Source organism: Pseudoalteromonas sp., assembly GCF_036960685.1.
Lineage (GTDB): Bacteria > Pseudomonadota > Gammaproteobacteria > Enterobacterales > Alteromonadaceae > Pseudoalteromonas.
Window position 1 is genome coordinate 4,492 of sequence record NZ_JBALXK010000013.1, and the last position, 25,703, is coordinate 30,194.

Annotated in this window: 18 protein-coding genes; 9 read left to right on the plus strand and 9 right to left on the minus strand. The window is 42.5% G+C overall.

Annotation, left to right across the window (positions count from 1 at the left end):
- Positions 1-559 precede the first annotated feature (559 nt).
- From V7783_RS12110 to yacG, 4 genes are all read left to right on the plus strand, one after another.
- Complete coding sequence (locus V7783_RS12110; RefSeq protein WP_335678925.1) at positions 560-1,459, plus strand: prepilin peptidase; 900 nt, start codon at positions 560-562, stop codon at positions 1,457-1,459.
- Positions 1,460-2,089, plus strand: coding sequence for a dephospho-CoA kinase (gene coaE / locus V7783_RS12115; protein WP_335678926.1), 630 nt, complete (start codon positions 1,460-1,462; stop codon positions 2,087-2,089).
- A gap of 132 nt (positions 2,090-2,221) precedes the next feature.
- Positions 2,222-3,901 carry a type IV-A pilus assembly ATPase PilB gene (gene pilB / locus V7783_RS12120; RefSeq protein ID WP_283710120.1) on the plus strand — a complete coding sequence of 560 codons (1,680 nt, stop codon included), beginning with the start codon at positions 2,222-2,224 and terminating at the stop codon, positions 3,899-3,901.
- A gap of 61 nt (positions 3,902-3,962) precedes the next feature.
- Positions 3,963-4,193 (plus strand): DNA gyrase inhibitor YacG, encoded by a 231-nt coding sequence (gene yacG, locus V7783_RS12125; protein ID WP_064667149.1) that lies wholly within the window; start codon positions 3,963-3,965, stop codon positions 4,191-4,193.
- 411 nt (positions 4,194-4,604) lie between these two features.
- Here yacG and V7783_RS12130 read toward each other — a convergent pair whose 3' ends face one another.
- The 4 genes from V7783_RS12130 to tkt form a co-directional block, all read right to left on the minus strand.
- Positions 4,605-5,777, minus strand: a complete 1,173-nt coding sequence (locus V7783_RS12130; RefSeq protein ID WP_442961372.1) for an NRAMP family divalent metal transporter — start codon at positions 5,775-5,777, stop codon at positions 4,605-4,607.
- A gap of 193 nt (positions 5,778-5,970) precedes the next feature.
- On the minus strand, positions 5,971-6,327 hold the full coding sequence (hpf, locus tag V7783_RS12135; RefSeq protein ID WP_016708282.1) for a ribosome hibernation-promoting factor, HPF/YfiA family: 357 nt from the start codon (positions 6,325-6,327) through the stop codon (positions 5,971-5,973).
- A gap of 181 nt (positions 6,328-6,508) precedes the next feature.
- A complete protein-coding gene (gene ppnP, locus V7783_RS12140; protein WP_016708283.1) occupies positions 6,509-6,820 on the minus strand; it encodes a pyrimidine/purine nucleoside phosphorylase in 312 nt (103 codons plus the stop codon).
- Positions 6,821-7,132: 312 nt separating this feature from the next.
- Positions 7,133-9,124, minus strand: coding sequence for a transketolase (tkt, locus tag V7783_RS12145; RefSeq protein WP_335678928.1), 1,992 nt, complete (start codon positions 9,122-9,124; stop codon positions 7,133-7,135).
- A gap of 277 nt (positions 9,125-9,401) precedes the next feature.
- On the opposite strand from tkt, the gene metK reads away from it, so the two are divergent.
- Positions 9,402-10,553, plus strand: a complete 1,152-nt coding sequence (metK, locus tag V7783_RS12150) for a methionine adenosyltransferase (RefSeq protein WP_301562586.1) — start codon at positions 9,402-9,404, stop codon at positions 10,551-10,553.
- 623 nt (positions 10,554-11,176) lie between these two features.
- On the opposite strand, the gene V7783_RS12155 is transcribed toward metK, so the two are convergent.
- The 4 genes from V7783_RS12155 to V7783_RS12170 form a co-directional block, all read right to left on the minus strand.
- On the minus strand, positions 11,177-11,584 hold the full coding sequence (locus V7783_RS12155; RefSeq protein ID WP_442961370.1) for a diacylglycerol kinase: 408 nt from the start codon (positions 11,582-11,584) through the stop codon (positions 11,177-11,179).
- A gap of 39 nt (positions 11,585-11,623) precedes the next feature.
- Positions 11,624-13,612: an LTA synthase family protein gene (locus V7783_RS12160; RefSeq protein ID WP_335678929.1), complete on the minus strand. Its 1,989-nt coding sequence runs from the start codon at positions 13,610-13,612 to the stop codon at positions 11,624-11,626.
- 151 nt (positions 13,613-13,763) lie between these two features.
- Positions 13,764-14,429, minus strand: a complete 666-nt coding sequence (locus tag V7783_RS12165) for an START domain-containing protein (protein WP_335678930.1) — start codon at positions 14,427-14,429, stop codon at positions 13,764-13,766.
- A gap of 48 nt (positions 14,430-14,477) precedes the next feature.
- Positions 14,478-15,998, minus strand: coding sequence for a CYTH and CHAD domain-containing protein (locus V7783_RS12170; protein ID WP_335678931.1), 1,521 nt, complete (start codon positions 15,996-15,998; stop codon positions 14,478-14,480).
- Positions 15,999-16,212: 214 nt separating this feature from the next.
- Between V7783_RS12170 and V7783_RS12175 the strand changes: the two genes are divergently transcribed.
- The gene (locus tag V7783_RS12175; protein ID WP_335678932.1) at positions 16,213-16,812 is read left to right on the plus strand and encodes a TIGR04211 family SH3 domain-containing protein; all 600 of its coding nucleotides are present in this window, start codon (positions 16,213-16,215) and stop codon (positions 16,810-16,812) included.
- Between the two features lie 407 nt (positions 16,813-17,219).
- Here the strand turns inward: V7783_RS12175 and V7783_RS12180 are convergent, their stop codons facing one another.
- Complete coding sequence (locus V7783_RS12180) at positions 17,220-17,702, minus strand: winged helix-turn-helix transcriptional regulator (RefSeq protein WP_335678933.1); 483 nt, start codon at positions 17,700-17,702, stop codon at positions 17,220-17,222.
- Positions 17,703-17,871: 169 nt separating this feature from the next.
- Between V7783_RS12180 and putA the strand changes: the two genes are divergently transcribed.
- From putA to V7783_RS12195, 3 genes are all read left to right on the plus strand, one after another.
- Positions 17,872-21,675, plus strand: a complete 3,804-nt coding sequence (gene putA / locus V7783_RS12185) for a bifunctional proline dehydrogenase/L-glutamate gamma-semialdehyde dehydrogenase PutA (protein ID WP_335678934.1) — start codon at positions 17,872-17,874, stop codon at positions 21,673-21,675.
- 107 nt (positions 21,676-21,782) lie between these two features.
- Positions 21,783-22,979 carry an HD-GYP domain-containing protein gene (locus V7783_RS12190; protein ID WP_335678935.1) on the plus strand — a complete coding sequence of 399 codons (1,197 nt, stop codon included), beginning with the start codon at positions 21,783-21,785 and terminating at the stop codon, positions 22,977-22,979.
- Between the two features lie 107 nt (positions 22,980-23,086).
- Positions 23,087-25,627: a TonB-dependent receptor gene (locus V7783_RS12195; protein WP_335678936.1), complete on the plus strand. Its 2,541-nt coding sequence runs from the start codon at positions 23,087-23,089 to the stop codon at positions 25,625-25,627.
- The last annotated feature ends 76 nt before the right edge of the window (positions 25,628-25,703 follow it).

Sequence of the window (25,703 nt, forward strand, 5' to 3'; positions counted from 1 at the left end):
TAGCTGTAAGCTGTAAGCTGTAAGCTGTAAGCTGTAAGCTGTAAGCTGTAAGCTGTAAGCTGTAAGCTGTAAGCAAGAATGTTCCTAATTTATATTAAGCAATGCAACATTTTTTATTTAAGTGTTTTATTCACCACAGAAATTAAGAGAAGCAAGCAATAAAAGGCCCTAGGTTCTAGGGAAGTGACTAGCTGCTAGGTGTACTTTATTTTGTGGGAACAGGCTTTAGCCGTGATAGTGTTTGAGGTTATGTGTTAAAGCCAATCGGCGCTAAAGCGCTTTCCTACGGTTGTGAAAGTATATACAGTCGCGAGGTAAACTCGCTGCTACCAATGCGTAGGCGCGGGTTTACCCCGCGCAATTAGATTATAGTTCTTGCAGTGATTAATTCACAAAGAGGTTAAGAGGCGCTGCGCTTTAGAGAAGTAATAAAGGTTCTAGGGAAGTGACTAGGTGCTAGGTGTATTTATCCCACTGCTCGCAGCCCGTGGTTTTCTCATTTACTCTCATTCACTTCTCTTTGTAAAAATGGTTTTTAACTTAATTTTTTAGGTATGTAATGCACGAATTTTTTCTCGATGTAATCACAGTAATGCAAAGCCAACTGTGGTTTTATTTACTCACTGTTGGCTTAGTTAGCCTATGTGTTGGCAGCTTTTTGAATGTAGTGATTTATCGGCTGCCGCTGATGATGCAACGTGAGTGGCAAACAGAATGCCGTGTTTTACTGGCTGACGATTTACAGCCGTCTAAAACAGCTAATACAGAGGCTGAATTCAATCTAGTAAAGCCCAACTCGACCTGCCCTAAATGCAAAACGGCAATTAAGCCGTGGCAAAATATCCCTGTAATTAGCTGGTTATTATTAAAAGGCCGCTGCGCTAGTTGCAGTAATCCAATATCCGTACGTTACCCTATTGTTGAAATGCTCACTGCTATTTTAAGCTTAATAGTCGCCTACACCTTTGGCGCGACTGAGCAGGCACTACTGTATATTTTAATGACTTGGGTATTAGTCGCGCTGACCTTTATTGATATTGACCACATGCTGCTACCCGATCAACTCACTTTGCCACTCGTTTGGCTAGCACTGATTGCCGCAGTAATGGGTATTACAATTTCACCTACTGATGCGATTATTGGTGCAGCGTGTGGTTACTTAAGTTTGTGGAGCGTATTTTGGCTATTTAAACTGATCACTGGCAAAGAAGGCATGGGCTATGGTGATTTTAAACTATTAGCCGTATTTGGTGCCTTACTAGGTTGGCAGTCATTACTCACCATTATTCTATTATCGAGTGTAGTTGGCGCTGTTATTGGTATCGCACTTTTGAGTATTCAAGGCAAAGATAAAGCCACGCCTATTCCGTTTGGCCCTTACCTCGCCATTGCTGGCTGGGTTACCTTATTATGGGGCTCACAGCTGCAAGCATTCTATTTTAATTGGTTAGGTTATTAGATGGAGAATGTAGTTGATAAACCAATTAAAAATTGGGTTTTAGGACTGACTGGCGGTATTGGCTGCGGTAAAAGTGCGGTGAGTGCTATGTTTGAGGAGCTTGGCGTTACAGTCGTAGATGCTGATATTATCGCCCGCCAAGTTGTTGCGCCAAATAGCAATGGACTAGCAGCCATTAGCGAACATTTTGGTAATGAGATATTAAACCCCGATGGCAGTTTAAATCGCGCTAAGTTACGAGAGGTTATTTTTGCCGATAACGCACAAAAAACTTGGCTTAATAATTTACTGCACCCACTGATCCGTGAAAAAACCCTCTTAGACTTAAACCGTGCAAAAAGCGTGTATGTGGTGCTTGTTGCCCCCCTATTATTTGAAAATGGCCTTGAACAGTATTGTGATCGCACGTTAATAATTGATGTGCCTGTTGCGGTGCAGCTTGAACGGACTATTGCCCGCGATAATATTAACGAGCAACAAGCGCTCAGTATTATTGCCGCGCAAATGTCGCGCGAGGATAAACTCCACCGTGCTGACGATGTGGTTGATAATAATCAACCGTTGGCTTTAGTCGCCATTGTGATACAACAATTGCATGCGCAGTATTTAACACTGGCTGCGAAAAAATAAACTAAATACTTAGATAAACAAAAACTTTCCAGCTTTTTGTTGGCAAATTACCTTAAATCGATAAGACTAATGTTATACCATTCTTTTTTCTGATAAATTGCTGGCAATGAAAGGATCTAACCAAGGTGCGCAATGAATATTAATTCACCATTACTTAGAAAGTTTATTACGCTTGGCCGTATTGACGCAGAAACAGTCAAACTCAAACAACGTGAGTATGCCTCAACAGCAGAGCTGATCGCTAAATGCAGCGGTATTGATGGCCATGAACTTGCCGAGCAATGCATTGATTTATTCCGAGTTCCCTATTTTGACCTGCGTGATTTTAATGTAGAACTGATCCCAAAAGAGTTAGTTAAAGAAAAACTGATCAAAGAACATCACATTCTCCCTCTCGTTAAAAAAGGTCGTAAGCTTTATATTGCCGCCTCTGATCCGACTGATTACGGCGCCTTTGAGAATTTTGAATTTAGTACTGGGCTTTCGTGTGAAGTAGTGGTGGTTGATTATCGTCAGCTCGAAGCAAAAATTGAGCAACTACTTGATGCCTCAGGCAGCTTGCACTTAAGCGATGAAGAATTTAAAGAGTTTAGTGATCTAGATGCCGATGGCCCACGCGAGCAGCAAAACAACGGTGAAGATGAAAAAGACGATGCGCCAATTATTGTCTACATCAATAAAATTTTGATGGATGCGATAAAAAAAGGCGCCTCAGATTTACACTTTGAACCCTATGAACATAAATACCGCGTACGTTTTCGTATTGATGGTATTTTGCATGAAATGGCCAGCCCGCCAAACAGCTTAGCTACGCGTTTATCGGCACGTATAAAAGTTATGGCACGTTTAGATATCGCTGAAAAACGTAAACCACAAGATGGCCGTATCAAGTTAAAAATCACCGAACGTAAAAGCATTGATTTCCGGGTAAGTACCCTGCCGACCTTATGGGGCGAAAAAATCGTAATGCGTATCCTTGATTCATCAAGTGCAATGTTAGGCATTGATGTACTTGGTTATGAACCTGAGCAGAAAAAGCTCTACATGGATGCGCTGCAACAACCACAAGGCATGATCTTAGTTACCGGCCCTACTGGATCTGGTAAAACGGTTTCACTTTACACTGGATTGAATATTCTTAACCAGCCGGAACGCAATATCAGTACCGCGGAAGATCCGGTTGAAATAAACCTCGAAGGGATCAACCAAGTACAAATTAACCCGCGCGCCGAGATGACCTTTGCCAATGCGCTAAAAGCCTTCTTACGTCAAGATCCTGATGTGGTGATGGTGGGTGAGATCCGAGACCTTGAAACTGCAGAAATCTCAATAAAAGCGGCGCAAACGGGTCACTTGGTTATGTCTACCTTGCATACCAACTCAGCACCAGAAACCCTAACGCGTTTACTTAATATGGGCGTGCCTGCGTATAACGTGGCCAGCTCGATTAGCTTGATCATCGCACAGCGTTTAGCCCGTCGTTTATGCCCAAAATGTAAAGCACCTGAAACGTTGCCAAGTGAAGAGTTACAACGCCAAGGCTTTAGCCCAGAACAAATAAGCGAACTCACTTTATTTGCTCCCAAAGGCTGTGACAGCTGCACCGATGGCTATAAAGGCCGGGTAGGTATTTATGAAGTAATGCAAATTACCCCTGAAATTGCGCAAATTATTATGCGTGGTGGTAATTCATTAGAAATAGCCGAGGTGTCATTGAAGGCTGGTTTTAATAATTTACGCTTATCAGGCCTTCGTAAAGCCGCCGCCGGTATGACCTCGCTTGCAGAAATAAACCGCGTTACTAGTTTTTAAGAACTCAGGTTCCTAGGCTTTAGGTTCTAGGAATCGCAAACAATATATATGAGAAGATGTTATGCCAACAGTTGTAAGCTGCCCAACTTGTAAAGCCCAAGTAGAATGGTCAGAGAAAAGTCCGCACCGCCCTTTTTGCTCTAAACGCTGCCAGTTAATTGATCTAGGCGAATGGTCGTTTGAAAACAATAAAATCTCTGCACCAATTACCTCTGCGGATGATTTAAGCCAAGATATGATTGAAGATATTGAAGCTATGCTTGCTAAAAACGACGATGATTTTTTCAAATAGAACAAGCTTTATTCGTACAAAGAATTGATTCACAAAGAGGTTAAGAGGCGCTGCGCTTTAGAGAAGTAATTATAAAAGTAGGGGCTAGGTTCTAGAAACTGACTAAGTGCTAGGTGTATTTATCCCACAGCTCGAAGCCCCTGTTTTTTCTCATTTACTCTCATTCACTTCTCTTTGTGCAAAATTGTTTTAGTGATTAATTCACCACCGAGAACACCGAGTTCACAGAGAAGAAATAAGTAATTTTTTACTTTGGTTTCTCTGTGTAGCGCGCAGCGCCTTTGTGCCCTCGCTGGTAAAATAGGTTTATCATGTAAATGTATAAACAGTCGCGAGGTAAACTCGCTGCTACAAATACGTAGACGCGGGTTTACCCCGCGCACATTGCAGCTAGGCATCTTACCTTTTAAGTTAACCAAGCTGCCAAACTAAAAACACCAACGCAAAGCCAACTAAATAGATCAGCCCGAGCCAGCTCAAACCGCGTATCGTTTTAGAATGTTGAATGCTTGGCTCTGAGCGTACTAAACTAAAATTCAACCATGCAAAAATAGGTGTAGTCACAAATGCGAGTGTCATGGCAAAAGTGAGCATCGGGCCTAAAGCTGATTTAAAAAACAAGATCACCGCCATCCCCGCAAGTGATTGTAAAATTAGCCAAATATTTAAGCTTTGCTTGCTTTGCTTACAACCAAGCAGTTTGTGTGATTCATTTAATGTTCGCGCGTAGCCGTCAAGCACCGTAAGAGTAGTACCAAACATACATAAAAAAGCGATAACCGACACCAGCGGTCGTGCCCATTCGCCAATAGTTAGAGCGTACATATCAATCAGTTGTTTAGCAAACGCCACACCACCTAGCGCAATTTCGCTACTTTGCCCGTACTGTACTAATACACCCAAAGAGAAAAACACCAGCGCTAATACTGCGGTTAACCAGTAACCCAAATTGAAATCAAATAAACCCTGCGCTCTCGTTACCGTTTGCTGGCTTTGCTTTTCTTTTAGCCACAATGAACTTAACGCTGAAATTTCTATCGGTGCAGGCATCCACCCCATTAACGCAACCATAAACCCAAGCATGGCTAGTTCATAAGGAGATGGGCCAACGTAATCAACTGGCGCCATAGGGCCGTTACTAAACGCAATCGCAAGGGCAATAACGGTGGCAAGAGTTAATAACGCCATAATCGCTTTGGCAACGTTATCCAGCGCTTTAAAATGCCCGAGCAATAAAATCACTAAGCACACAGCTAATATTAACCAACATAATAAGGTCACTGAAATAGTGATCGGCAGCGCATAATGCAACAGACTTGCAGTAAGCAATAAAACACCAGCGGTATTCACTACCGCAGCAATAATATTTAAGCCGATAAAGCTGTAAAAAAACCACGGTCCTTTACTTTGATACCCTTCAACAAGACTTTTTTTAGTTGCTAATGTGTATTCAATGCCAAAGCGGAAAAACGGATACTTAAGTACGTTTACCACTACAATAAGCCAAAATAGTTGCCAGCCAAAAATGGCGCCGGCTTGCGTTGATGCGACTAGATGTGAACCGCCAATGGCTGCAGTGGCCATTAAAATACCAGGCCCTAATGCGTTTAAACGGGTTTGCCAAGTTGATACTGCTGCTTGCATATGTGTGCTTACTACTTATTTTTATTAATAAGTAAGTTACAGCGTTTTAGTGTGGATTGAAAGTGAGAAGATTAGTGGAAGATGAAACGGTTTGCTAGATCCTAGTTACCTAGAACCTAGCGCCTTTTATTTCTTAACGTAAATCCATTTCCTGAATAATTTCATGAGCAATCTCAGGTGTGGTGCTCACTGGTTTTTGGTGTAGATTGGCTTTAATTTGGCCTTTGCGATGCTTTAATGCCGCATCGAGTTTCTTAGCCGCGTTTGCTATTGCAGGGTAAAGAACTTCGTTCTCGCCTTTAACAGATAAACGCGCGCCTTCGTATATGGTGCTAATTTCTGCTTGGAGCTTGTGGTGCTCTTTTGAAAGAATGATATCGAGTGCGATCAGAGATGGAAAATGGCTCGCAATTTTTGAAAATTTTTCGTTGATGTGCTCTCTAATAGAGTCAGTAACGTCAACATGGTGACCAGAAAGATTAATTTTCATAGGGTATCCTTTTTTATGTTACCTCATAACTAGTATTGGGGGCTATTTAGATTAACACAAGGCAGAAAAGCATAAATATGAAATTTATTTGTTAGTAAAGCTGATTTAGATCATCCTCAGAGTATTAAATATGCAAAAGCCCGCGCATGGCGGGCTTTCAGCGTGCCACTTGAATTGTATATTAAGTATACGAACAGCAATAATCGGCAAAGTCAGCAACTTTTACTTGGAAAGTTACGTTAGCATCAACGTTAAATGACTCCCCCGCTGACATGGTTTGCCACTCGCTCTCGCCAGGTAACAATACTTGCCACTGGCCGCCGTTAAGCTCCATTAATTCTTTTTTACTGGTTGCGAATTCAAATTCACCCGGCTGCATAAAGCCTAATGTTTTGGTGCTGCCATCTGCAAAAATTACCGTACGGCTTGATACCTTACCGTCAAAATACACGTTCGCTGTTTTAACAACACTTACATTATCAAACTGAGACATCCTCACTCCTGTTTATATTTATAATTTAACTGCGTCCACATTGCCTTAAGCACGCATATCATGCAAGTGTAGTGATGTGAAAAATACTCATGGGCTTCGGGCTAACAGTGTAGGTTGTGCTTTAGCGCGTCAAGTCGCTTACGCTTAACTATTCTAAAACTGACAGCTGAAAGCTTATGACTGACGGCTGACGGCTCAAATTCCCTTCGTTGGGTTTCGCTGCGCTCTACCCAATACCCAACCTACCGGCCAAACACAAAAAGCCCGCGCTGTGTAACCACAGTGCGGGCTTTTAAATTTCAATCGTAAAGATTAAAACAATTCGTTGGCTTTGTTTACGATGTTTTCTACCGTGAAGCCAAAGTGCTCAAACAGCTCATTTGCAGGGGCTGACTCACCAAAGGTGGTCATACCTACTACTGCGCCGTTTAGGCCTACGTATTTATACCAGTAGTCTGCAATGCCTGCCTCTACTGCTACGCGGCGTGAAACTGCAGCTGGTAATACGCTTTCTTTGTATGCAGCGTCTTGCGCATCGAATGCATCTGTTGATGGCATTGATACAACGCGTACTTTTTTACCTTGCTTACGAAGTTCTGCCGCTGAATCTTGCGCTAATTGCACCTCAGAGCCGGTTGCAATTAAGATAAGCTCTGGCTCGCCATCACAGCTAAGTACATAACCGCCTTTTTTCACATCGCTTAATTGCTGCGCTGAGCGAGTTTGTTGCTCAAGGCCTTGGCGCGTAAAGATAAGTGATGTTGGACCGTCTTTACGTTCAATGGCTTGTTGCCACGCAATCGCAGACTCAACTTGGTCACACGGACGCCAGTTAACTAAATTAGGTGTTAAACGCATGCTCGCAATTTGCTCTACTGGTTGGTGAGTTGGGCCATCTTCACCTAAGCCAATTGAATCGTGCGTGTATACAAAAATGCTCGGCACTTTCATTAATGCTGCCATGCGTACTGCGTTGCGTGCATATTCCATAAACATTAAGAAAGTCGCGCCGTAAGGAATAAACCCTTTATGCAGTGCAATACCGTTCATGATGGCTGACATACCAAACTCACGTACACCGTAATAGATGTAGTTACCGCTTGCGTCATTCGCTTCAAGGCCTTTAGAACCCTTCCAAATTGTTAGGTTAGAACCCGCTAAATCCGCAGAGCCGCCCATAAACTCAGGTAACAGTGGACCAAATGCATTTAATGCATCTTGCGACGCTTTACGCGATGCAGGATTGGCTGGGTTTGCATCAAGTTGCTCAATATACGCTTGAGATTTTTCAGCCCAATCAGCTGGTAGCTCTGAGCTTGTGCGGCGTTTAAATTCGGCGGCTAATTCTGGGTGTGCAGCGGCGTATGCGGCAAATTTCTCATCCCAGCTTGCTTCTAGTTGCTTACCTTTTTCTTTGCCATCCCACTGACTGTAAATATCAGCTGGGATTTCAAATGCTTCACCAGTCCAACCTAGGAACTCGCGCGCTGCTTTGATTTCGTCTTCACCTAGTGGTGCACCGTGACAATCGTGGCTACCTGATTTATTCGGTGAGCCATAACCAATCACTGTTTTACAGCAAATCAGGGTTGGTTTATCAGTGATGCTGCGTGCTTCTTCAATAGCTGCGCGAATTGCGTCTGAATCATGGCCATCGACGCCACTTACTACATGCCAGCCGTAGGCTTTAAAGCGTGCTGGAGTATCATCGCTAAACCAGCCTTCCACTTCACCATCGATTGAAATACCGTTGTCATCCCAAAACGCCACTAACTTACCAAGGCCTAATGTACCAGCAAGCGAACACGCTTCGTGAGAAATACCTTCCATTAAGCAGCCATCACCTAAGAACGTATAAGTGTGGTGATCAACAATGTCGTGGCCTTCGCGGTTAAATTGTGCCGCTAATGCTTTTTCAGCAATCGCCATACCGACTGCATTTGTGATCCCTTGACCAAGTGGACCCGTAGTGGTCTCAATCCCAGGTGCATAACCATATTCTGGGTGACCTGGTGTTTTTGAATGCATTTGGCGGAAGTTTTTAATTTCCTCAATTGGCAAATCATAACCACTTAAGTGCAATAGAGAATAAATAAGCATTGAACCGTGGCCGTTTGAGAGTATAAATCGATCTCTGTCTACCCACTCTGGATTTGTTGGATTATGGTTTAGATAATCGCGCCATAGCACTTCTGCGATATCTGCCATGCCCATAGGGGCTCCAGGGTGGCCTGATTTGGCCTGTTGTACTGCGTCCATTGATAAGACGCGAATAGCATTTGCAAGTTCTTTGCGAGACGGCATGAATTCTCCTACCTTTAACTGTATTTGCGCTGGTTGTTGTGTGTTTTTCAAGAACACCCATTCTTACTTATTGTAGGGGCTGTGTGCAATTAAAAACCCTGATTAAATTAGCTATTATGAAAATTTTTTAAGAACAAAAAGTTATTAGTAATTTTATTTAGACGTCTAGGCGTAAAAACACTATGCAACTATGGTTGTTTTAGATAAAATACGCCCCTTAATTTTTTAGCGCTCTTACCGACGTTTGTGAAGCGCAATATTTGTGAGCAGAAAGACAATGGCAAAACATTTATTTACTTCTGAATCTGTTTCTGAAGGTCATCCGGATAAAATTGCGGATCAAATCTCTGACGCGGTACTTGATGCCATCTTAGAGCAAGATTCTCATGCACGTGTTGCGTGTGAAACTTACGTAAAGACGGGTATGGTTATGGTTGGTGGTGAAATCACTACCAGTGCTTGGGTTGATATTGAAGAGATCACTCGTAAAACTGTACGTGAAATTGGCTACACTCATTCTGATATGGGTTTTGATGCTGATTCTTGTGCAATTTTAAACACTATCGGTAAGCAATCACCTGATATCAACCAAGGTGTTGACCGTACTAGCCCTGAAGAACAAGGCGCTGGCGACCAAGGTCTAATGTTTGGTTACGCATGTAACGAAACAGAAGTACTTATGCCTGCACCAATCACTTACTCACACCGTTTAGTACAGCGCCAAGCGCAAGTACGTAAAAGCGGCGAGCTAAACTGGTTACGTCCTGATGCAAAATCACAAGTTACTTTTGCATACGAAAATGGCAAGCCAGTAAGCATTGACGCAGTAGTACTTTCTACTCAACACAGTGAAGACATTTCACAGAAAGATTTAGTAGAAGCTGTGATGGAAACAATCATCAAGCCAGTATTGCCTGCAGAGCTTATCTCTAAAGCAACTAAGTTCTTTATCAACCCAACTGGCCGTTTTGTTATCGGTGGCCCTATGGGTGACTGTGGTCTTACTGGTCGTAAAATCATCGTTGATACTTACGGCGGCATGGCTCGTCACGGTGGCGGTGCATTCTCTGGTAAAGATCCATCAAAAGTTGACCGTAGTGCTGCTTACGCTGCTCGTTACGTTGCTAAAAACGTGGTTGCTGCTGGCCTTGCTGATAAGTGTGAGCTACAAGTATCTTACGCAATTGGTGTTGCAGAGCCTACGTCAATCAGTGTTGAAACCTTTGGTACAAGTAAATTAGAAGAAGCTCGTTTAATCGAACTTATTCGTGAACACTTTGATTTACGCCCATACGGCCTAATCCAAATGCTTGATCTTGAGCGCCCAATTTATCAACCAACAGCGGCTTACGGCCACTTTGGTCGCGATGAATTCCCTTGGGAACGTACAGATAAAGCAGACGCACTTCGCGCAGCCGCTGGCCTTTAATTCCAGCCTTTGTGTGAATGCAGAAAAAGCGCCAATTGGCGCTTTTTTTATGCCTGCTGATTATGTGCTTTAAGTAATTTATTCACAAAGAGATTATGAGGCGCTACGCTTTAGAGAAGTAATTGAAAAAATAGCGGCTAGGTTTTAGGAAGTGGCTAGCTACTAGAAGGTATTCGAAACCAGTGGCGTTTTTTCTCATTTGCTCTCACTCACTTCTCTTTGTGCAAAAAGGTTTTTGACGGTGAGCATTACTTGTAGGCAAGCGACTTACCACCGCGGAGGGTAAAGTTTTTGTCGCGAGGTAAACTCGCTGCTACCTGCCGTAGGCGCGGGTTTAGCCCGCGCAATTAAATAAAGTTGTTAATATCTTCTCTTCTCGGTGTAGCGCGCAGCGCCTCCTGCACTCAGTGGTAAATCGCTTGTCGCCATAAATGGCGACCTACAGGAGTCCTGTGGGTGTTACTTGTAGGCGAGTGGCTTGCCACCGCGAAGGATAAAATGTTTGTCGCGAGGTAAACTCGCTGCTACCTGGCGTAGGCGCGAGTTTAGCCTAAGCAATTTAAACTAGGGGCTAGGGTGTATTCGGAACCCGTCTCACTTAACCCGTAACGCTTTGCCTCACACTAACCTATCAATGTAAGCACTTTCTCATACCCTGCAACGCCCCACACTATCAACAAAACTAATAATGCTAAACTAACTGCTGCTGAGGCAATATCTTTAGCACGCCCAGAAAGCACATGGTATTCAACGCCAACGCGATCTGTTAGTGCTTCAATAGCCGAGTTAAGTAATTCAACAATCAATAAAAATAAAAAGCTAACAACCAGCATCACCCAATGTTGCAATGATTGTGCAAGCCAAAATGATAACGGCAGCAACACAACCCCGAGTGCCAGTTCAGTACGAAAAGCCGACTCTTCCTTATAAGCTGCGTTAAATCCTTTGATAGAGCATTGCGTTGCTTTAAAAATACGGCCAAAGCCGATACCGTTTGGTTTATTAACTAAGTTAATGTTTGGTTTGTTCATGTTTAATATCTTAACTAACAGCTCGTTAGAGCGATTGAATTATTTTGTGCCTTGAGTTAACAAATGCCACGCTTGCGCCATGTATTGATTATACGCTTGCTCTGTTGCAACATCGATTTCTTTAAATGATTGTGTTTGTGTTGGCATTAGCCGTATTTTATCAAGCGGGTTTACGCCATAGTACTCATATAATGCGCTTAAATCACCTCGCCATAACTGCTTGTTATTACGAACAGTTTGAAAGCCAAACACAGTACGCTCAGCTGTCGCTGTTAACAGTGACTGCCCTACACTATAAAATTCCGTATTCGTGGGTGCGATTAGATTCAACAATGTTGGCGCTATATCCATATGACTAGCTACTTGTTGAGAGTTCAGCATGTTCGGTTTAATTCCATTACCATAAATAACTAAAGGAACATGAGTCAACTCATATAAATTAGGGCGTGGATGTAAATAGCGCCGACTGTAGTGGTCACCAGTAATAATAAATAACGCATCCGGGTAGCGCTGCTGCATTTTACGTACAAATGCGCCTAACATTTTATCGCTATACCATAAATGCCCAAGCACATAAGGATCAAGTACTTGTGTTTCTAACTCTTGAATTTCTGCAGGGTAATCAGCAGCAGTTTTAAACGGGTAATCATACTGATTTAGATCTAAATTAAAGGGTCCATGATAACTGCCGCTCATGACCACATTAAAACTTTTTGGCTGTGTTTTCGCTGCAACTAAATCAAATAACTGAGCATCATCAATCCCCCAAACCCCGGCACTACCCTTACCACCAGCATCTGTGGCAGAGTAAACCTTATCAGCGCCTTGAGAGAGGACATATTGGCCAACATTTTGCCAAGACAATAAACCGCCATAAAAAAACTGGCTGGTATAGCCAAGCTGCTCCAACTGATTGAATAATGACAATTTACTAGCTGGTTGTTGTGGCCCTATAAGGCTCATATTGACCCCTGCATAAGGGATCCCAGATAAAATACTCGATAACGAGTTCATAGTGCTACTGGCTGCTGGTAACACGTTATCTAAGTAAACACCTTTATTGGCTAGATTTTTTAGTTCATTGGTTAAGTTTAGTGACGCGTATTTGTGCTGTAAAGGCCATGAATCGTAACTTTCCATCACAATAAAAAATATTTGTGACGGTGGTGCCAACAGCGGCTCACTGCAGCGTTGCTTTAACCCTGACAATCCGTTTGGGTCAATTGTTAGATCATCTTTTAAGTAAGGATTCACGCCGTCTAAACCATGACTTTGTAGCTCGTTATAGTCTTTAATGGCATATACAAAGCTGCGAAATGGATTGATAACTAAATTATTCACAAATGGGTCAAGGGTAACAGCAGACCATTTTCGCGAAGCTGGACGTGATTCAAACGAGCCACGAATAGCGCAGACAAATAACACTACGATCAAAGCAATTAAAAAGGTACGTTTCCACTTACAATCAGTAAAAATACGCTCTAAGAAACCATTGGATTGCTGATCAATTAAATGGCATAACTTAAATGCAACCACTAACAATACTAATAAACTCAGGACACTGCCCCATGGCTGATATTGTTTTATTGCAGTTAAAGCAATTGCTTGCTGATCGTCATGTAGCCCTTCAAACATAAAATAATTAAATTGGCTGCCGTATTCTGTAATGTAGGTAATGCTGGTTATGCAGAGTAAAATTGCAACCGCAAAAAAGAGTTTCGCTGTCAATATACGCACGGCTCTGACCCAGTATCCTAGCCGCAGCGGTTGTAAAATACAATTGAGTAAAAAAGGAATACTAAAACAGACGCCACTGGCGGCGGAGTCAAATGCAAACCCTGTTTTTAACGCATTTAAAACAGTGTCTATATCTAATGAGGCAGTGATCCGGTTATGAAAATAAACCAAAAAGAACACCCGAAAGCTCATAAACAGCAAAACACCTGCAAACCACAGTGTCGCAATACGCCAACTTTCGTTAATAAATAAAAACCATCTGCTTGATTTAAATACCGAGGATGCCAACACCTTTGCTGTCCTTAAAATAGTATGTTCCCAAAAGGGATTGTTACCTATTTCAGTTACGCAAACAATATTGACTTTGTAATATTTTGTAATAAAACTCTTTAATTACAATGTATTAACAGTAGCATCCTATTTTTAAGCACTATCGAGTTATTCATGGTTGTTGACTACAATCTCCCAGCTCAGCTATTTGCTCATTTGGATGATAGCTTTTATTAAGCAGGCGTTGCTTTAACGCAAGCAAAGTATGCATTGCACTTTTGAGTCCAATTTTGTTACTGAGCCAATGCACAATAGCGCCACCTGGGTCCGCGTATACAACATGGCGAATCGTTAATTGTGAGTGCTCTTCATTATCGAGCTCAGTTAACAGCCAGCTGGCTTTAAGCTCTGTGATACGGATCACTCCCTCGCGCTTATCAAGGAAGCCTGGAAAAGCAGCAATCGTTAACTCAGTTTGTGTATCACTAACACGTCGGTAGCATGAGTAGCTGACCATATCCCGGTCTGCAACCGGCCATGGCGAATCAAATTGGGTATAAACGATATTTTCTGAGGGGCTTAAACGTTTTAATACTTGCACATGCGTAACATTTTCAACCCATAATGGAGCGCTCTCAGTATCACTTAGCAAAGCCATAAAATCGTTTGCTGTGACACCTGAGACAGTGATCTCTGCCTGCACTTCAAAAATGCCATTTTCATGTTTTTTGTAGTGTACGCTCGCACCATCGCGTTGCTTCCATAACTGCCAGTGCGCAGTATCACTGAGCACACTGGCACTAAATAGCAACGCTAACCATATTATTAACCGTCTCATACACTCTCCCTATGTCGCAATCGCTGGGTACTGAGCCCGGTTAGGTCACTATTGCCAGTAAGGAGATATTTTATATGACGCTAAACGGCTTTGTTCCATTGCACTAACCAAGAATTCTGATTTTTTTTCTAGCCAGCTTTGAATTTTTGCCAGTTCTTCATCATCTTGTCCTGCGCATAACTGTTTTAAATACTCAAGCGTGCTGAGCTCATACATACCGTGTGAAATATCTAACCACGGAATACGAAACTCACTGCGTTCATCTTTTTCAAATAACGCACCTAAACAATTACCACTGAGTAAACTATTTTCAAGCCGAGTGCGTAAATCTAAATAATCTTTAAATGTCAGTGTTTTTTGCTCTGGCAGTAATTGATGAAGATCTTGCCAGTCTTTTTCAAATAATCGATTAGCAATTTCTGCAACAGGTTGCTCAGCGGCTTGAAATTGCACTTGCCCCCAGCTTTTACGCCATTGTTTATCCACAAGCCATGTTGTCAACGACAATAATAAACGGTTATAACGGGCACTATGAAATAGTCGATTAATATCATCAATACTCGGCTGTAGTTCTTTTAAGTCGTTGATGACTTGAGTCAACTCTGGCGCACTGTTAATTTTTTTATAGTAGGCATGGCGCTTCGAGGTATAGGTTTTAAGTTGGATAGCGTTTTCAACCCAAGCTAATTCACTGAGTAACCATTTGAGTTCTGTACGCAATGTTTCGGTGGTACTTTTGTCAACAATATCATCAAATAACCAAAACGTATGACGAATTAAACTAATACCATCGGTGACACGCTTAAGTGTTTTTAAACTTGGTTTGTCAAAATAACATTGCTCATGCTTTTGTACAAAACGGATACCAAAGCCAATAGCCGCTATAAGTGCTTGCTCTTGGGTAGCATTGTGAGGGAGTGATACAAAACCTATTGATTTACTTGGCTTGAGCGGTTTGTTGTCTGCTAAACGATAACCTCGCGCGGCTTTAGAGTAGAGCCCTAAACGAATATTATTTTGACTAACCAGTTTATCCGCCAAAGTGAATAATTCGTCGCGACTACCTTCAATAAGCTCTATTTCTAGCTCACAAATAGGTTCCATTAACCCAGAAGCTGAGACTTCCCCTTTATCTTGCACCACTTCGATTTTGGCACCGCTTTGGGTTTCAATCAACCAAGTCCGGCGAATAAAGTTAGTACTAAAGATAGGATAAAGATTGGCGGCAATTGCGCTCACTTGCATACCATGCGGCCAAATACTGGCATCGAATGCGGCTATATTGGGCCGACTGCTTTCAAGCGGTAAATTATATTCAGGTCGCTGATGTAACCCTCCAATAACTTCTCCAGCAAGCTTAATTGTTTGCTCGCATTGATTATCCGCGCAACGGGTTCGAAAACCGATATCAAGCGCTCTTAATTCACGGCTTGGCGTATCAAAATAAGCATTTTGCAAACTACGAGAAGGCTTATTTGTAACGGTTTTTGCAAATTGAGTTATTAACGCGGGGATCAGTGGAATAACGGCGTCTGACACCAAAAACTTCAGTTCTATCTCAGTATCCATTAGGCTTGAGGATTACCTTTAAAATAAATAAGAGCTCAAAATAAACAAAGCGGCTCGACATTGCAAATTTTTTAGCTTATTTGAATCAGTAAACCGTAGCAGTGATTACAATATCAACCTTGCTATTAGCGCGCTAAATCCATACTATCTCAAGACTTAACTATGAATAATACGATTGCTGTCCCACAGACAGTTACATTAACAGGGTAGATTGATGTTAAAACATTCTTTATTAGCTTTACTACTAAGTGCGGTTGCGTTTATGAGCCACGCTGAAGAAGCCAATTCAGCTAGCGACGCAAACACCGCTTATATAGTCGATAATCTTTATACATTTATGCATTCAGGCGCGAGTAAAAATTACCGTATTATTGGCTCTGTTGATGCAGGCACTAAATTGACGCAATTATCTGCTGAAGAAAATGACTTTATTAAAGTTGTTGATGATAAAGGCCGTGAAGGCTGGGTAGAAGCTAAGTTTGTTTCTAAAACGGCCGGAATCCACCAGCAATATCGTACTCTTAGTGCTGAGATGGCATCAATGCAAGAGCAACTACGCCAAGCACAAATTGAATTACCGCAGCTACAAGAGCAACGCCAAACATTAACGGATCAAAACAGCGCGTTGTCTGAGCAAATTGCTAAATTAAAAAGTACCTTAGACGCAGAACGTACACAAAAACAACAAGCGGGTGCAAAAGAAAAACGTCAATTATTAACCTATGGTGGCGCGATTGCATTTATTGGCTTGTTTTTAGGTATCATTTTGACCATCGTATTATCACGTCGTAAGCGCTACGACGGCTGGGCATAAACGATAACCAGATATATTTGATACTAAAAAGCACCCTCGGGTGCTTTTTTAGTATGCGGGGTAAACCCGCGCCTACGCATTGGTAGCAGCGAGTTTACCTCGCGACTGTTTATACATTTACACCGATAAACCTATTTTACCACCGAAAGCACAAAGACGCTTCGCGCTACACAGATAAATCTAACTAAAAGCAATCCACTGTCACTAATTTATTCTCGGAGAACTCGCTGCTCTCGTGGTGAATTAATCATTAAAAGTTTTTTGCACAAAGAGAAATGAATGAGAGCAAATGAGAAGAGAAAAATGCCACAAGCTCCGAATACACCCTAGCACCTAGTCACTTCCTAGAACCTAGTCCCTATTTAATTACGCGGGTAAACCCGCGCCTACTTCTGGTTGCTGCGAGGTTAAGTATCTAACCTTAGCCCTGTGTCTTGCTTAATTTTTTCGATCACCATATAGGTGTGGTGCGTACCAACCCCTGGTATATCAACTAAATCCCCTAACACTTGGCGATATTCATCCATGTCGCAAACACGAATTTTTAATAAATAATCGTATCCTCCTGCCACCATGTCACATTCAACCACTTGTTTAATTCTTAAAATATGCTCTCGGAACACTTTAAACACCGCAGTATTTGAAGTCACTAACGACACTTGCACATGCGCGACTAAGCTTTGATTAAGCTTGGCTTCGCTAAGCTTAGCAAAGTAGCCTTCTATATAACCTTCTTGTTCAAGTCGTTTAACCCGATCAAGACAAGGGCTGGGGCTTAAATTAACCTGCTTTGCGAGGTTAACATTAGAAATTCTGCCGTTTTTTTGCAGAACGTCTAAAATTGCTAAATCGATGCGATCTAGCATACGTAATCTATTCGAACTTGTCATAACAGAATTTTATGCGGATAAGTTTAAGGTATGCCCTGTAAATTATCGTAAAACGCTAAATTTAACCAGCATATTCTGCTGGAATTTAATTAGAATGCACGCATTACACAGATGAAAATCAGGCAGTAAAATTTTTTGCTGCAAGACTCCACACACCAGAGGGTTGCTTATGTTATTCGACGGCGATTTGACAACAACGTGTCCAATTCGACAAAAAATCCGTGACTTTTACCGCATCGATGAAAATGCCGTAATTGATCATATTTTACCGCTTGCTGAGGTAGGCGTAAAAGCCCGCAGCCGTGCTTGGGAACGTGCTCGTCAAATAGTTCACAATATTCGTCGTGACCAAGATGGTCAAAGCGGTGTTGATGCACTTTTAAATGAGTTCTCGCTTTCAAGTGAAGAAGGTGTGGTACTTATGTGTTTAGCCGAAGCCCTGCTTCGTGTGCCAGATAAAGCAACTCAAGATACCCTAATTCGCGATAAGTTAGCCAAAGGCGACTGGAGCTCTCACTTAGGTAGCAGTGACTCATTATTTGTTAATGCGTCTTCTTGGGGCTTATTAGTAACCGGTAAAATGGTTAACTACACAGATAAAACCAAAGAGCAGCAATTTGGCGTATTGAAAAAAACCATTGGTCGCTTAGGCGAACCGGTTATTCGTAAGTCAGTAAACTTTGCCATGAAGATCATGGGTAAGCAGTTTGTAATGGGTCGCACCATTGACGAAGCAATCGAACGCGCTGCTGAAAAAGAACAAAAAGGCTATGTATATTCATATGATATGCTAGGCGAAGGCGCTCGCACCATGAAAGATGCTGAGCGTTACTTCAATAGCTACATGAATGCCATTCATGCGATTGGTAAAGCGGCAAATGGCCGTGGCCCAATTAAGAGCCCAGGTATTTCAGTTAAGCTGTCTGCTATTCATCCTCGTTATGAGTTCACGCATAAAGAACGTGTAATGAGCGAAATTGTGCCTAAGCTAAAAGAGCTGGCACTCGCTGCAAAAAGTTATGATATCGGTTTTACTGTTGATGCTGAAGAAGCTGACCGTTTAGATATTTCACTTGATGTAATCGAAGCGGTATTTAGTGATGATGACCTTGCTGGTTGGCATGGTTTTGGTTTAGCGGTTCAAGCGTATCAAAAACGTGCTATTTTCGTCATTGAATGGTTAACAGAGCTTGCTGGGCGTGTTGGCCGTAAAATGATGGTGCGTTTAGTTAAAGGCGCGTACTGGGATACCGAAATCAAAACCACACAACAAGATGGTTTAGAGCACTTCCCGGTATTTACCCGTAAGGCAACCACCGACGTATCTTACAAAGCATGTGCTATCAAAATGCTCGAAGCACGTGATGTACTTTATCCACAGTTTGCAACCCACAATGCCTACACTGCGGCAACAATTTTAGAAGTCGCTAAAGGTGATAACCAAGGTTTTGAATTCCAACGCCTGCACGGTATGGGTGAGTCATTATTTGACCAAATCGTCACTGAAGAAAAAATTCAGTGTCGTGTATATGCCCCAGTTGGTCAACACGAAGATTTATTGGCTTATTTAGTGCGTCGTTTACTTGAAAACGGTGCTAACTCATCGTTTGTTAACGCCATTGTAGATACTACTAAGCCGGTAGAATCATTATTACCTGATCCGGTAGAGACACTGCAAGGATTACGTAATAAGTACAACACGCAAATTAAGATGCCAATTGATTTATACGGCGCAGAGCGTGCTAATTCAAAAGGCATGGATTTAACTGATATCAATGCCATCACTCCATTCAAAGAAAACCTTGATAGCTGGTTTGCAGAGCACCGTATTAGTGAAAGTGATATTCCTGAAGGTTCAATTGCAGTTAAAAACCCTGCAAACCATAAAGAAATCATCGGCCATGTGAAGCTACAAAACAGCGATGAAATGCTTACCTTGCTTGCTAACGCAGAAACCGCGTTTGAATCTTGGTCGCAAACGCCAGTTAAAGAACGTGCTAACTTACTTCGCCGTATTGCTGACATTTTAGAGCGTCATCACGATGAGCTTGTGGCTATCTGTATCAAAGAAGCCGGTAAAGTAGCCCAAGATGGTATTGACGAAGTACGTGAAGCGGTTGATTTTTGTCGTTACTACGCAGCCCGCGCCGAAGAGCTGAGTGAAGATGAGCGTTTTGAAGCCCGTGGTGTGATCTTATGTATCAGCCCATGGAACTTCCCGCTAGCAATCTTCTTAGGCCAAGTTGCTGCGGCAATCGTAACCGGTAATACAGTTATTGCCAAACCAGCTGAACAAACAAGCTACATCGCGCTACGTACGATTGAGCTTATGTTATCAGTTGGCTTACCAGAGCACGTGGTACAGCCGGTTATCGCTCGCGGTAGTGAAGTAGGTAAAACCATTGTTCCTGATGAACGTATTCAAGCGGTTATGTTCACCGGTTCAACAGAAACGGGCACACTAATTTCACAAACATTAGCGGCTCGTAACGATATTCAAGTGCCATTAATCGCCGAAACAGGTGGTCAAAACTGTATGATCGTCGATTCAACTGCGCTACCTGAGCAAGTTGTTGATGATGTGATCAGCTCTGGCTTTCAAAGTGCTGGTCAACGCTGTTCAGCGCTTCGCGTATTATTCTTACAAGAAGACATCGCTGATGGCGTGATTAATATGATTAAAGGCGCATTGCAAGAATTGCACGTTGGCGATCCATCATTGCTATCAACCGATATTGGTCCGGTAATCGATGAAAAAGCACTGAAAAACTTAAACGATCACGTTGAGTACTTAAAAGGCAACGCAACACTGCATTATGAGTGTAAAATTCCTGATAACAGTGAAAATGGTGCTTATTTCTTTGCGCCACGCTTATATGAAATCAGCGATTTATCAGTACTTAAACGCGAAGTATTTGGCCCATGTGTGCACGTTATTCGCTTTAAAGGCTCAGAGCTTGATAACGTGATTGACCAAATCAATAACACTGGCTTTGGTTTAACTATGGGCATTCACTCTCGTATTGAAGAGCGTTGTGAATACCTAGCTAAAATGTCGCGTGCGGGTAACGTCTACGTTAACCGTAACATGATTGGTGCGATTGTTGGTGTGCAACCGTTTGGTGGCCGTGGTTTATCTGGTACTGGCCCTAAAGCCGGTGGCCCTAACTACTTAGCGCGTTTAGTTAAAGAAAAAGCATCGCCAGAAAACGTACAAATGACTAACTTAACGCCTGATGAGCTTGATACTCACCACTACTCTGGTGCTGCTGAGCAAGTTGAAAAGTTAATGGCTAACTCAATGCGCGATGAGAAAATCTGGCGTGCGACACCACTGAACGACCGTGTTTCTGCGGTACGTCAGTTACTGGCTAAAGTGGCAACGGTCGATATTATCGATGAGCTGGCAGACGATTTAGCACTAACGCTTGCCGATGCACGTGCGCAGCTTAATCGCCTAGAAAAACACATGCGTAAGTTTACTACATTGCCAGGGCCTACAGGTGAATCAAATACCCTGCACCTTGAAGCACGCGGTTGTGTAGTATGTTACGCCGATAAGAGCACCTCGTTTAACTTCTGGGCTATTTCGATCATCACCGCACTTGCTGCGGGTAATACCGTGATCACCGTAGCGTCAGAGTTGTTCTATGAAGAAGCTGTCGCGTTTAAAGATAAGTTTATCTCAACGGGCATTGCTGAAGGTGTATTTCAAGTAGCTAAACCAAATCAGTTACAAGCTATTTTGGCACATCCTCATTTAGCAGGTGCGGTAGTTGCGGCACGTTCTTCTCGCTTAGGTTATTTCAGCCAACAGCTAGCACAACGTAAAGGCGCAATTTTGCCAGTGATCAGTGCTGAGTACTACGATACGCTAATCAAGCGTTTATTAACCGAAAAGACCATTAGTATTGATACTACCGCATCAGGTGGTAATACATCACTAATGACTTTAGTTGAAGACGACGAGTAACGTTTAAGTAGATCTAAAAAGGGCGCTAATTAGCGCCCTTTTTGCTACTTATATGGTAAAAAGTTTGCTAGCTTTAAAGGACAGTTATTTAGTATGAAGTAAGTATATTGAAAATAATCCCAATTGCTCAACTTATCCCAGGTATGTTTGTACAAAGCGTTACCAAACAAACGGGTAAAATAAAAATCAAAAACCAAGGTTGGGTCAAAACACAAGCTGGCGTACAGCAGCTTATAAAAGCGGGCATCTTAGAAATTGAGATTGATCCTGATAAAACGATTGTTGCACAAAGCCCGGCCACCACGACAGACGACGTAAAAATTGTGCCGCCGAAACAACGTGATCCATGGCAAACCACACACAGTGTTGAGCAAGAAATGGACAAGGCATTAAAGCTCTACACCGAAGCAAAACAATTACAAACTAAGGCATTCACCGACATAAAAGCCGGAAACAGCATAGATATTACGCCATTTAAAGAGCTTGCCAGTGGTTTTATTGATTCGGTATTTCGCAATCAAGATGCGCTAGCGTGTATCACCCGCATGCGTGAGAAAGACGCCTACCTTCTAGAACACTCGATCAACGTCTCAATCTTAATCAGTATTTTTGCCAAACACTTAGGTTTTGAACGTGCACTTATTGAAGAGCTTGCCACCGGTGCGCTGTTACACGATATTGGTAAAATTCAGATCCCTGACAACATTCTAAATAAGCCAGGCAAACTAACCGATGATGAATATAAAGTCATTCAGGATCATGCGCGTTTTAGTAAAGAGATTTTAGAAAAGTCAGGCCTTAAAGGTATTGCTGTAGATATTGCAGGCTTTCACCATGAACGGCTAGATGGCACAGGTTACCCGTTTGGTAAAAACGCCACTGAAATTAGCCAATATGTGCGTATGGCATCCATTGTTGATGTATACGATGCCCTTACCGCTGAACGTGTCTATAAAGCGGGCATGGAGCCAATAAAAGCCTTTAAAATACTCAAAGACGGTTGCCCTGACAGCTTTGATGGCGAGCTGTTAACTAAGTTTATTCAGTGTATTGGTGTTCATCCGGTGGGGACTTTAGTTAAACTATCCAGTCAAAAAGTAGGCTTAGTCACCAAAAGTAATCCTAGCAGCCCGCTAAAGCCGGTGGTAAAGACCTTTTATAATGCAAAACATGCGCATTACACTGAAGTTAGCGATATTGATTTGGCACATAACCGCACCCAAGATAGTCTCGAAGCGGCTGTGAAGCCTACCGACTTTAACATTGATTTAATTAGATTTTTTAAAAATTCAATCTTACCGTAAAGAGTTTTTATAAAAAACTATTCCCAAATATCACCCTTCGTTCGTTTATAGATTTACAAAGCCAATAATCCGTCAGCTTTGTATATAACAACAACGAAGGGAATACGATGAACAACAACAGAACTTATAATAAACACCTCATTGCGTTGGCAGTAAGCAGTGCATTATTCAGTATTAATACCGTTGCAGCAGAGCAAAGTGCTGAGCAAAACTCTCAACAGAGCGCTGAACAAAATGCTAAACAGAAAAAACTACTCGATCTTGAGCGCATAGTCGTTACAGGCAGTGGTGGCCGCGGACAAACAAAATTAGAATCATCAGTCTCAATCACCACCTTAGATGCAGAACAACTCGCTCGTGAAGCCCCGCTTGGTACTGCTGATTTACTTGAAGCCGTGCCGGGTTTTTGGGTTGAAGACTCAGGTGGTGAAACCAATAACAATGTAGCGCCGCGCGGCCTTAGAGGCGGCGAAGGATTTCGTTATATTGGCGTTGAAGAAGACGGCTTACCTGTGGTGTACGATGGCGTTTGGGTAGATTTTTATCAACGCCAAGATATTACTATCGAACATATGGAAGCCGTACGCGGTGGCACATCCGGTTTACTGACCACTAACGGCCCTGCGGCACTGGTTAACTTTATTACTCGCAAACCTGATGACGTTGAAGAAGCCACTATAAAACTCACAACTGCCGATTATGGTATGTACCGCAGCGAATTTTTTTACGGCACGCCTATCAGTGATAATTGGAAAATGTCGGTAGGTGGTTTTTACCGCCGTTCAGACGGAGTAAGAGATACCGAATTTACAGCCGATCACGGTGGTCAGCTTAGGCTCAATCTTGTGCGCGAGTTTGATAAAGGTCAACTTACCCTCTCTGCTAAACATTTAAATGATCACACCACTTTCTTTGTGCCAATTCCGCTGCAAGATCAAAACAATCCAAAAGGCATTCAGGGGGTTGATCCGCAACACGGCACGTTAATTGGTAATGGTCAGCGCTTACTTAACTATTTGCAAAAAGATGGCAGCTACCTCACTCGCGATCTTAAAGACGGTCAGCACACTAAGTTTAGTACCTTAGGCTACAACCTTGATTGGGAACTCAATGATCGCTGGTTACTTAACACCGCGGGCCGTTACTCAAAGTTTGAAAACGACATGTATATCTTGCTTAACTTTGACAACTCAACCTTAGTCAATGCCAATGACCGACTTGGCCAACAAGATGTACTGGCAATGCTTGATCAGTTTGCTGATGATGGCGCTGTAGCAGCGCAGTATCGTTATGTTGATAGCGGCGAAATGCTTAATGATGTGAGTAATTTAAATGGCAACGGCTTAGTTACGACTAGCTACCCGCTGTATTCTCGCTACGATGCAGAGCAGTTTGTTAATAAGCTTAACTTTACCTACGAAGGCGATAAACATACTTTCACTATGGGTTGGTTATTTGCTTATGTAGATGCCGATTCACTGCCTGTTGATAAATGGGAATCGCAATTTTTAACCGAAGTTAAAGACAATGCCCGATTACTTGATATTGTTGCCGTAGATGATAACCAGCAAGTGGTTGGTCAGCTCACCGATAACGGCTCAACTGGCTATGCACCAGGCTGGGGGCAAGCGACAGCATTTGGTACTAGTACCTCAAACTCATTATTTATTAATGAGCAATATCAAGCCACTGACAACCTTCGCCTAGATGGCGGTATTCGCGTTGAATGGCTAGAGCTTGATAGCACAGCATCTGGCACTGAGTTTGCAAAACCTGTTGATGGCGCTTTTGATGCAAGTGGCAATGATGTAGATAACAACCTAGCTAATAACTACGTTGATACCACCTCAACAAAATATTTATCAAAACAACGTGATGAAACAGAAACCGCATGGACTGTGGGTTTTAATTACACCTTCAGTGACGATGTTTCCATGTTTGGCCGCTACGCTGATGCCTTTGAAATGCCACGCTTAATGAGTTATGGGCAAAACATTCATGCCGGTATTGATGCCGATTTTAATGACAGTGTAAACCTCACCTTTAGCGAACTTGGCGCTCGTTATTCAGGCGACACCTTAGGCACCTCAGTCACTTTATTTCGAACTAAATTTAATGACTTAGTAGAGCGTAACTTTACTGGCAGTAACGGTGAAGTCGCTAACCAAACCATTGACACCATCACCGATGGGGTCGAATTTGAGGCTGTTTGGCAAGCACTTGATTCATTGCAACTGGAATTAACCGGCGTGGTACAAGACCCGAAAATGGAAGGTTTTACTGGTGTGTTCTCACACTGGAATGGCAAGCAAGTTAAACGCACGCCAAAAGTGCAATTACGCCTAACGCCTACTTATTATTTTGACGATGGCGATGTGTATTTAACTGTGCACCATTTAGGTGAACGTTACTCCGATGGTGAAAACAAATTTGAACTACCCGCTTACACCACCGTTGATATGGGTATCAATTATCGCTTCAATGACAGCGTTGCTTTACATGTTAAAGCCACTAACCTCAGTGATGAACTTGGCTTAACCGAGGGTAACCCACGAGCAATTAACGATGTGCAGGCAGGCTACGACTATTACTACGCCAGACCCATTTTAGGGCGCACTATCAGCGCATCTTTAACCCTTAATTTTTAAAGTCCCCTTGCTAATTTGCGCTATGCCCAGTGCTGATTAGTTTAACCAAGCCCGCTATTGCGGGCTTTTCTCAGGA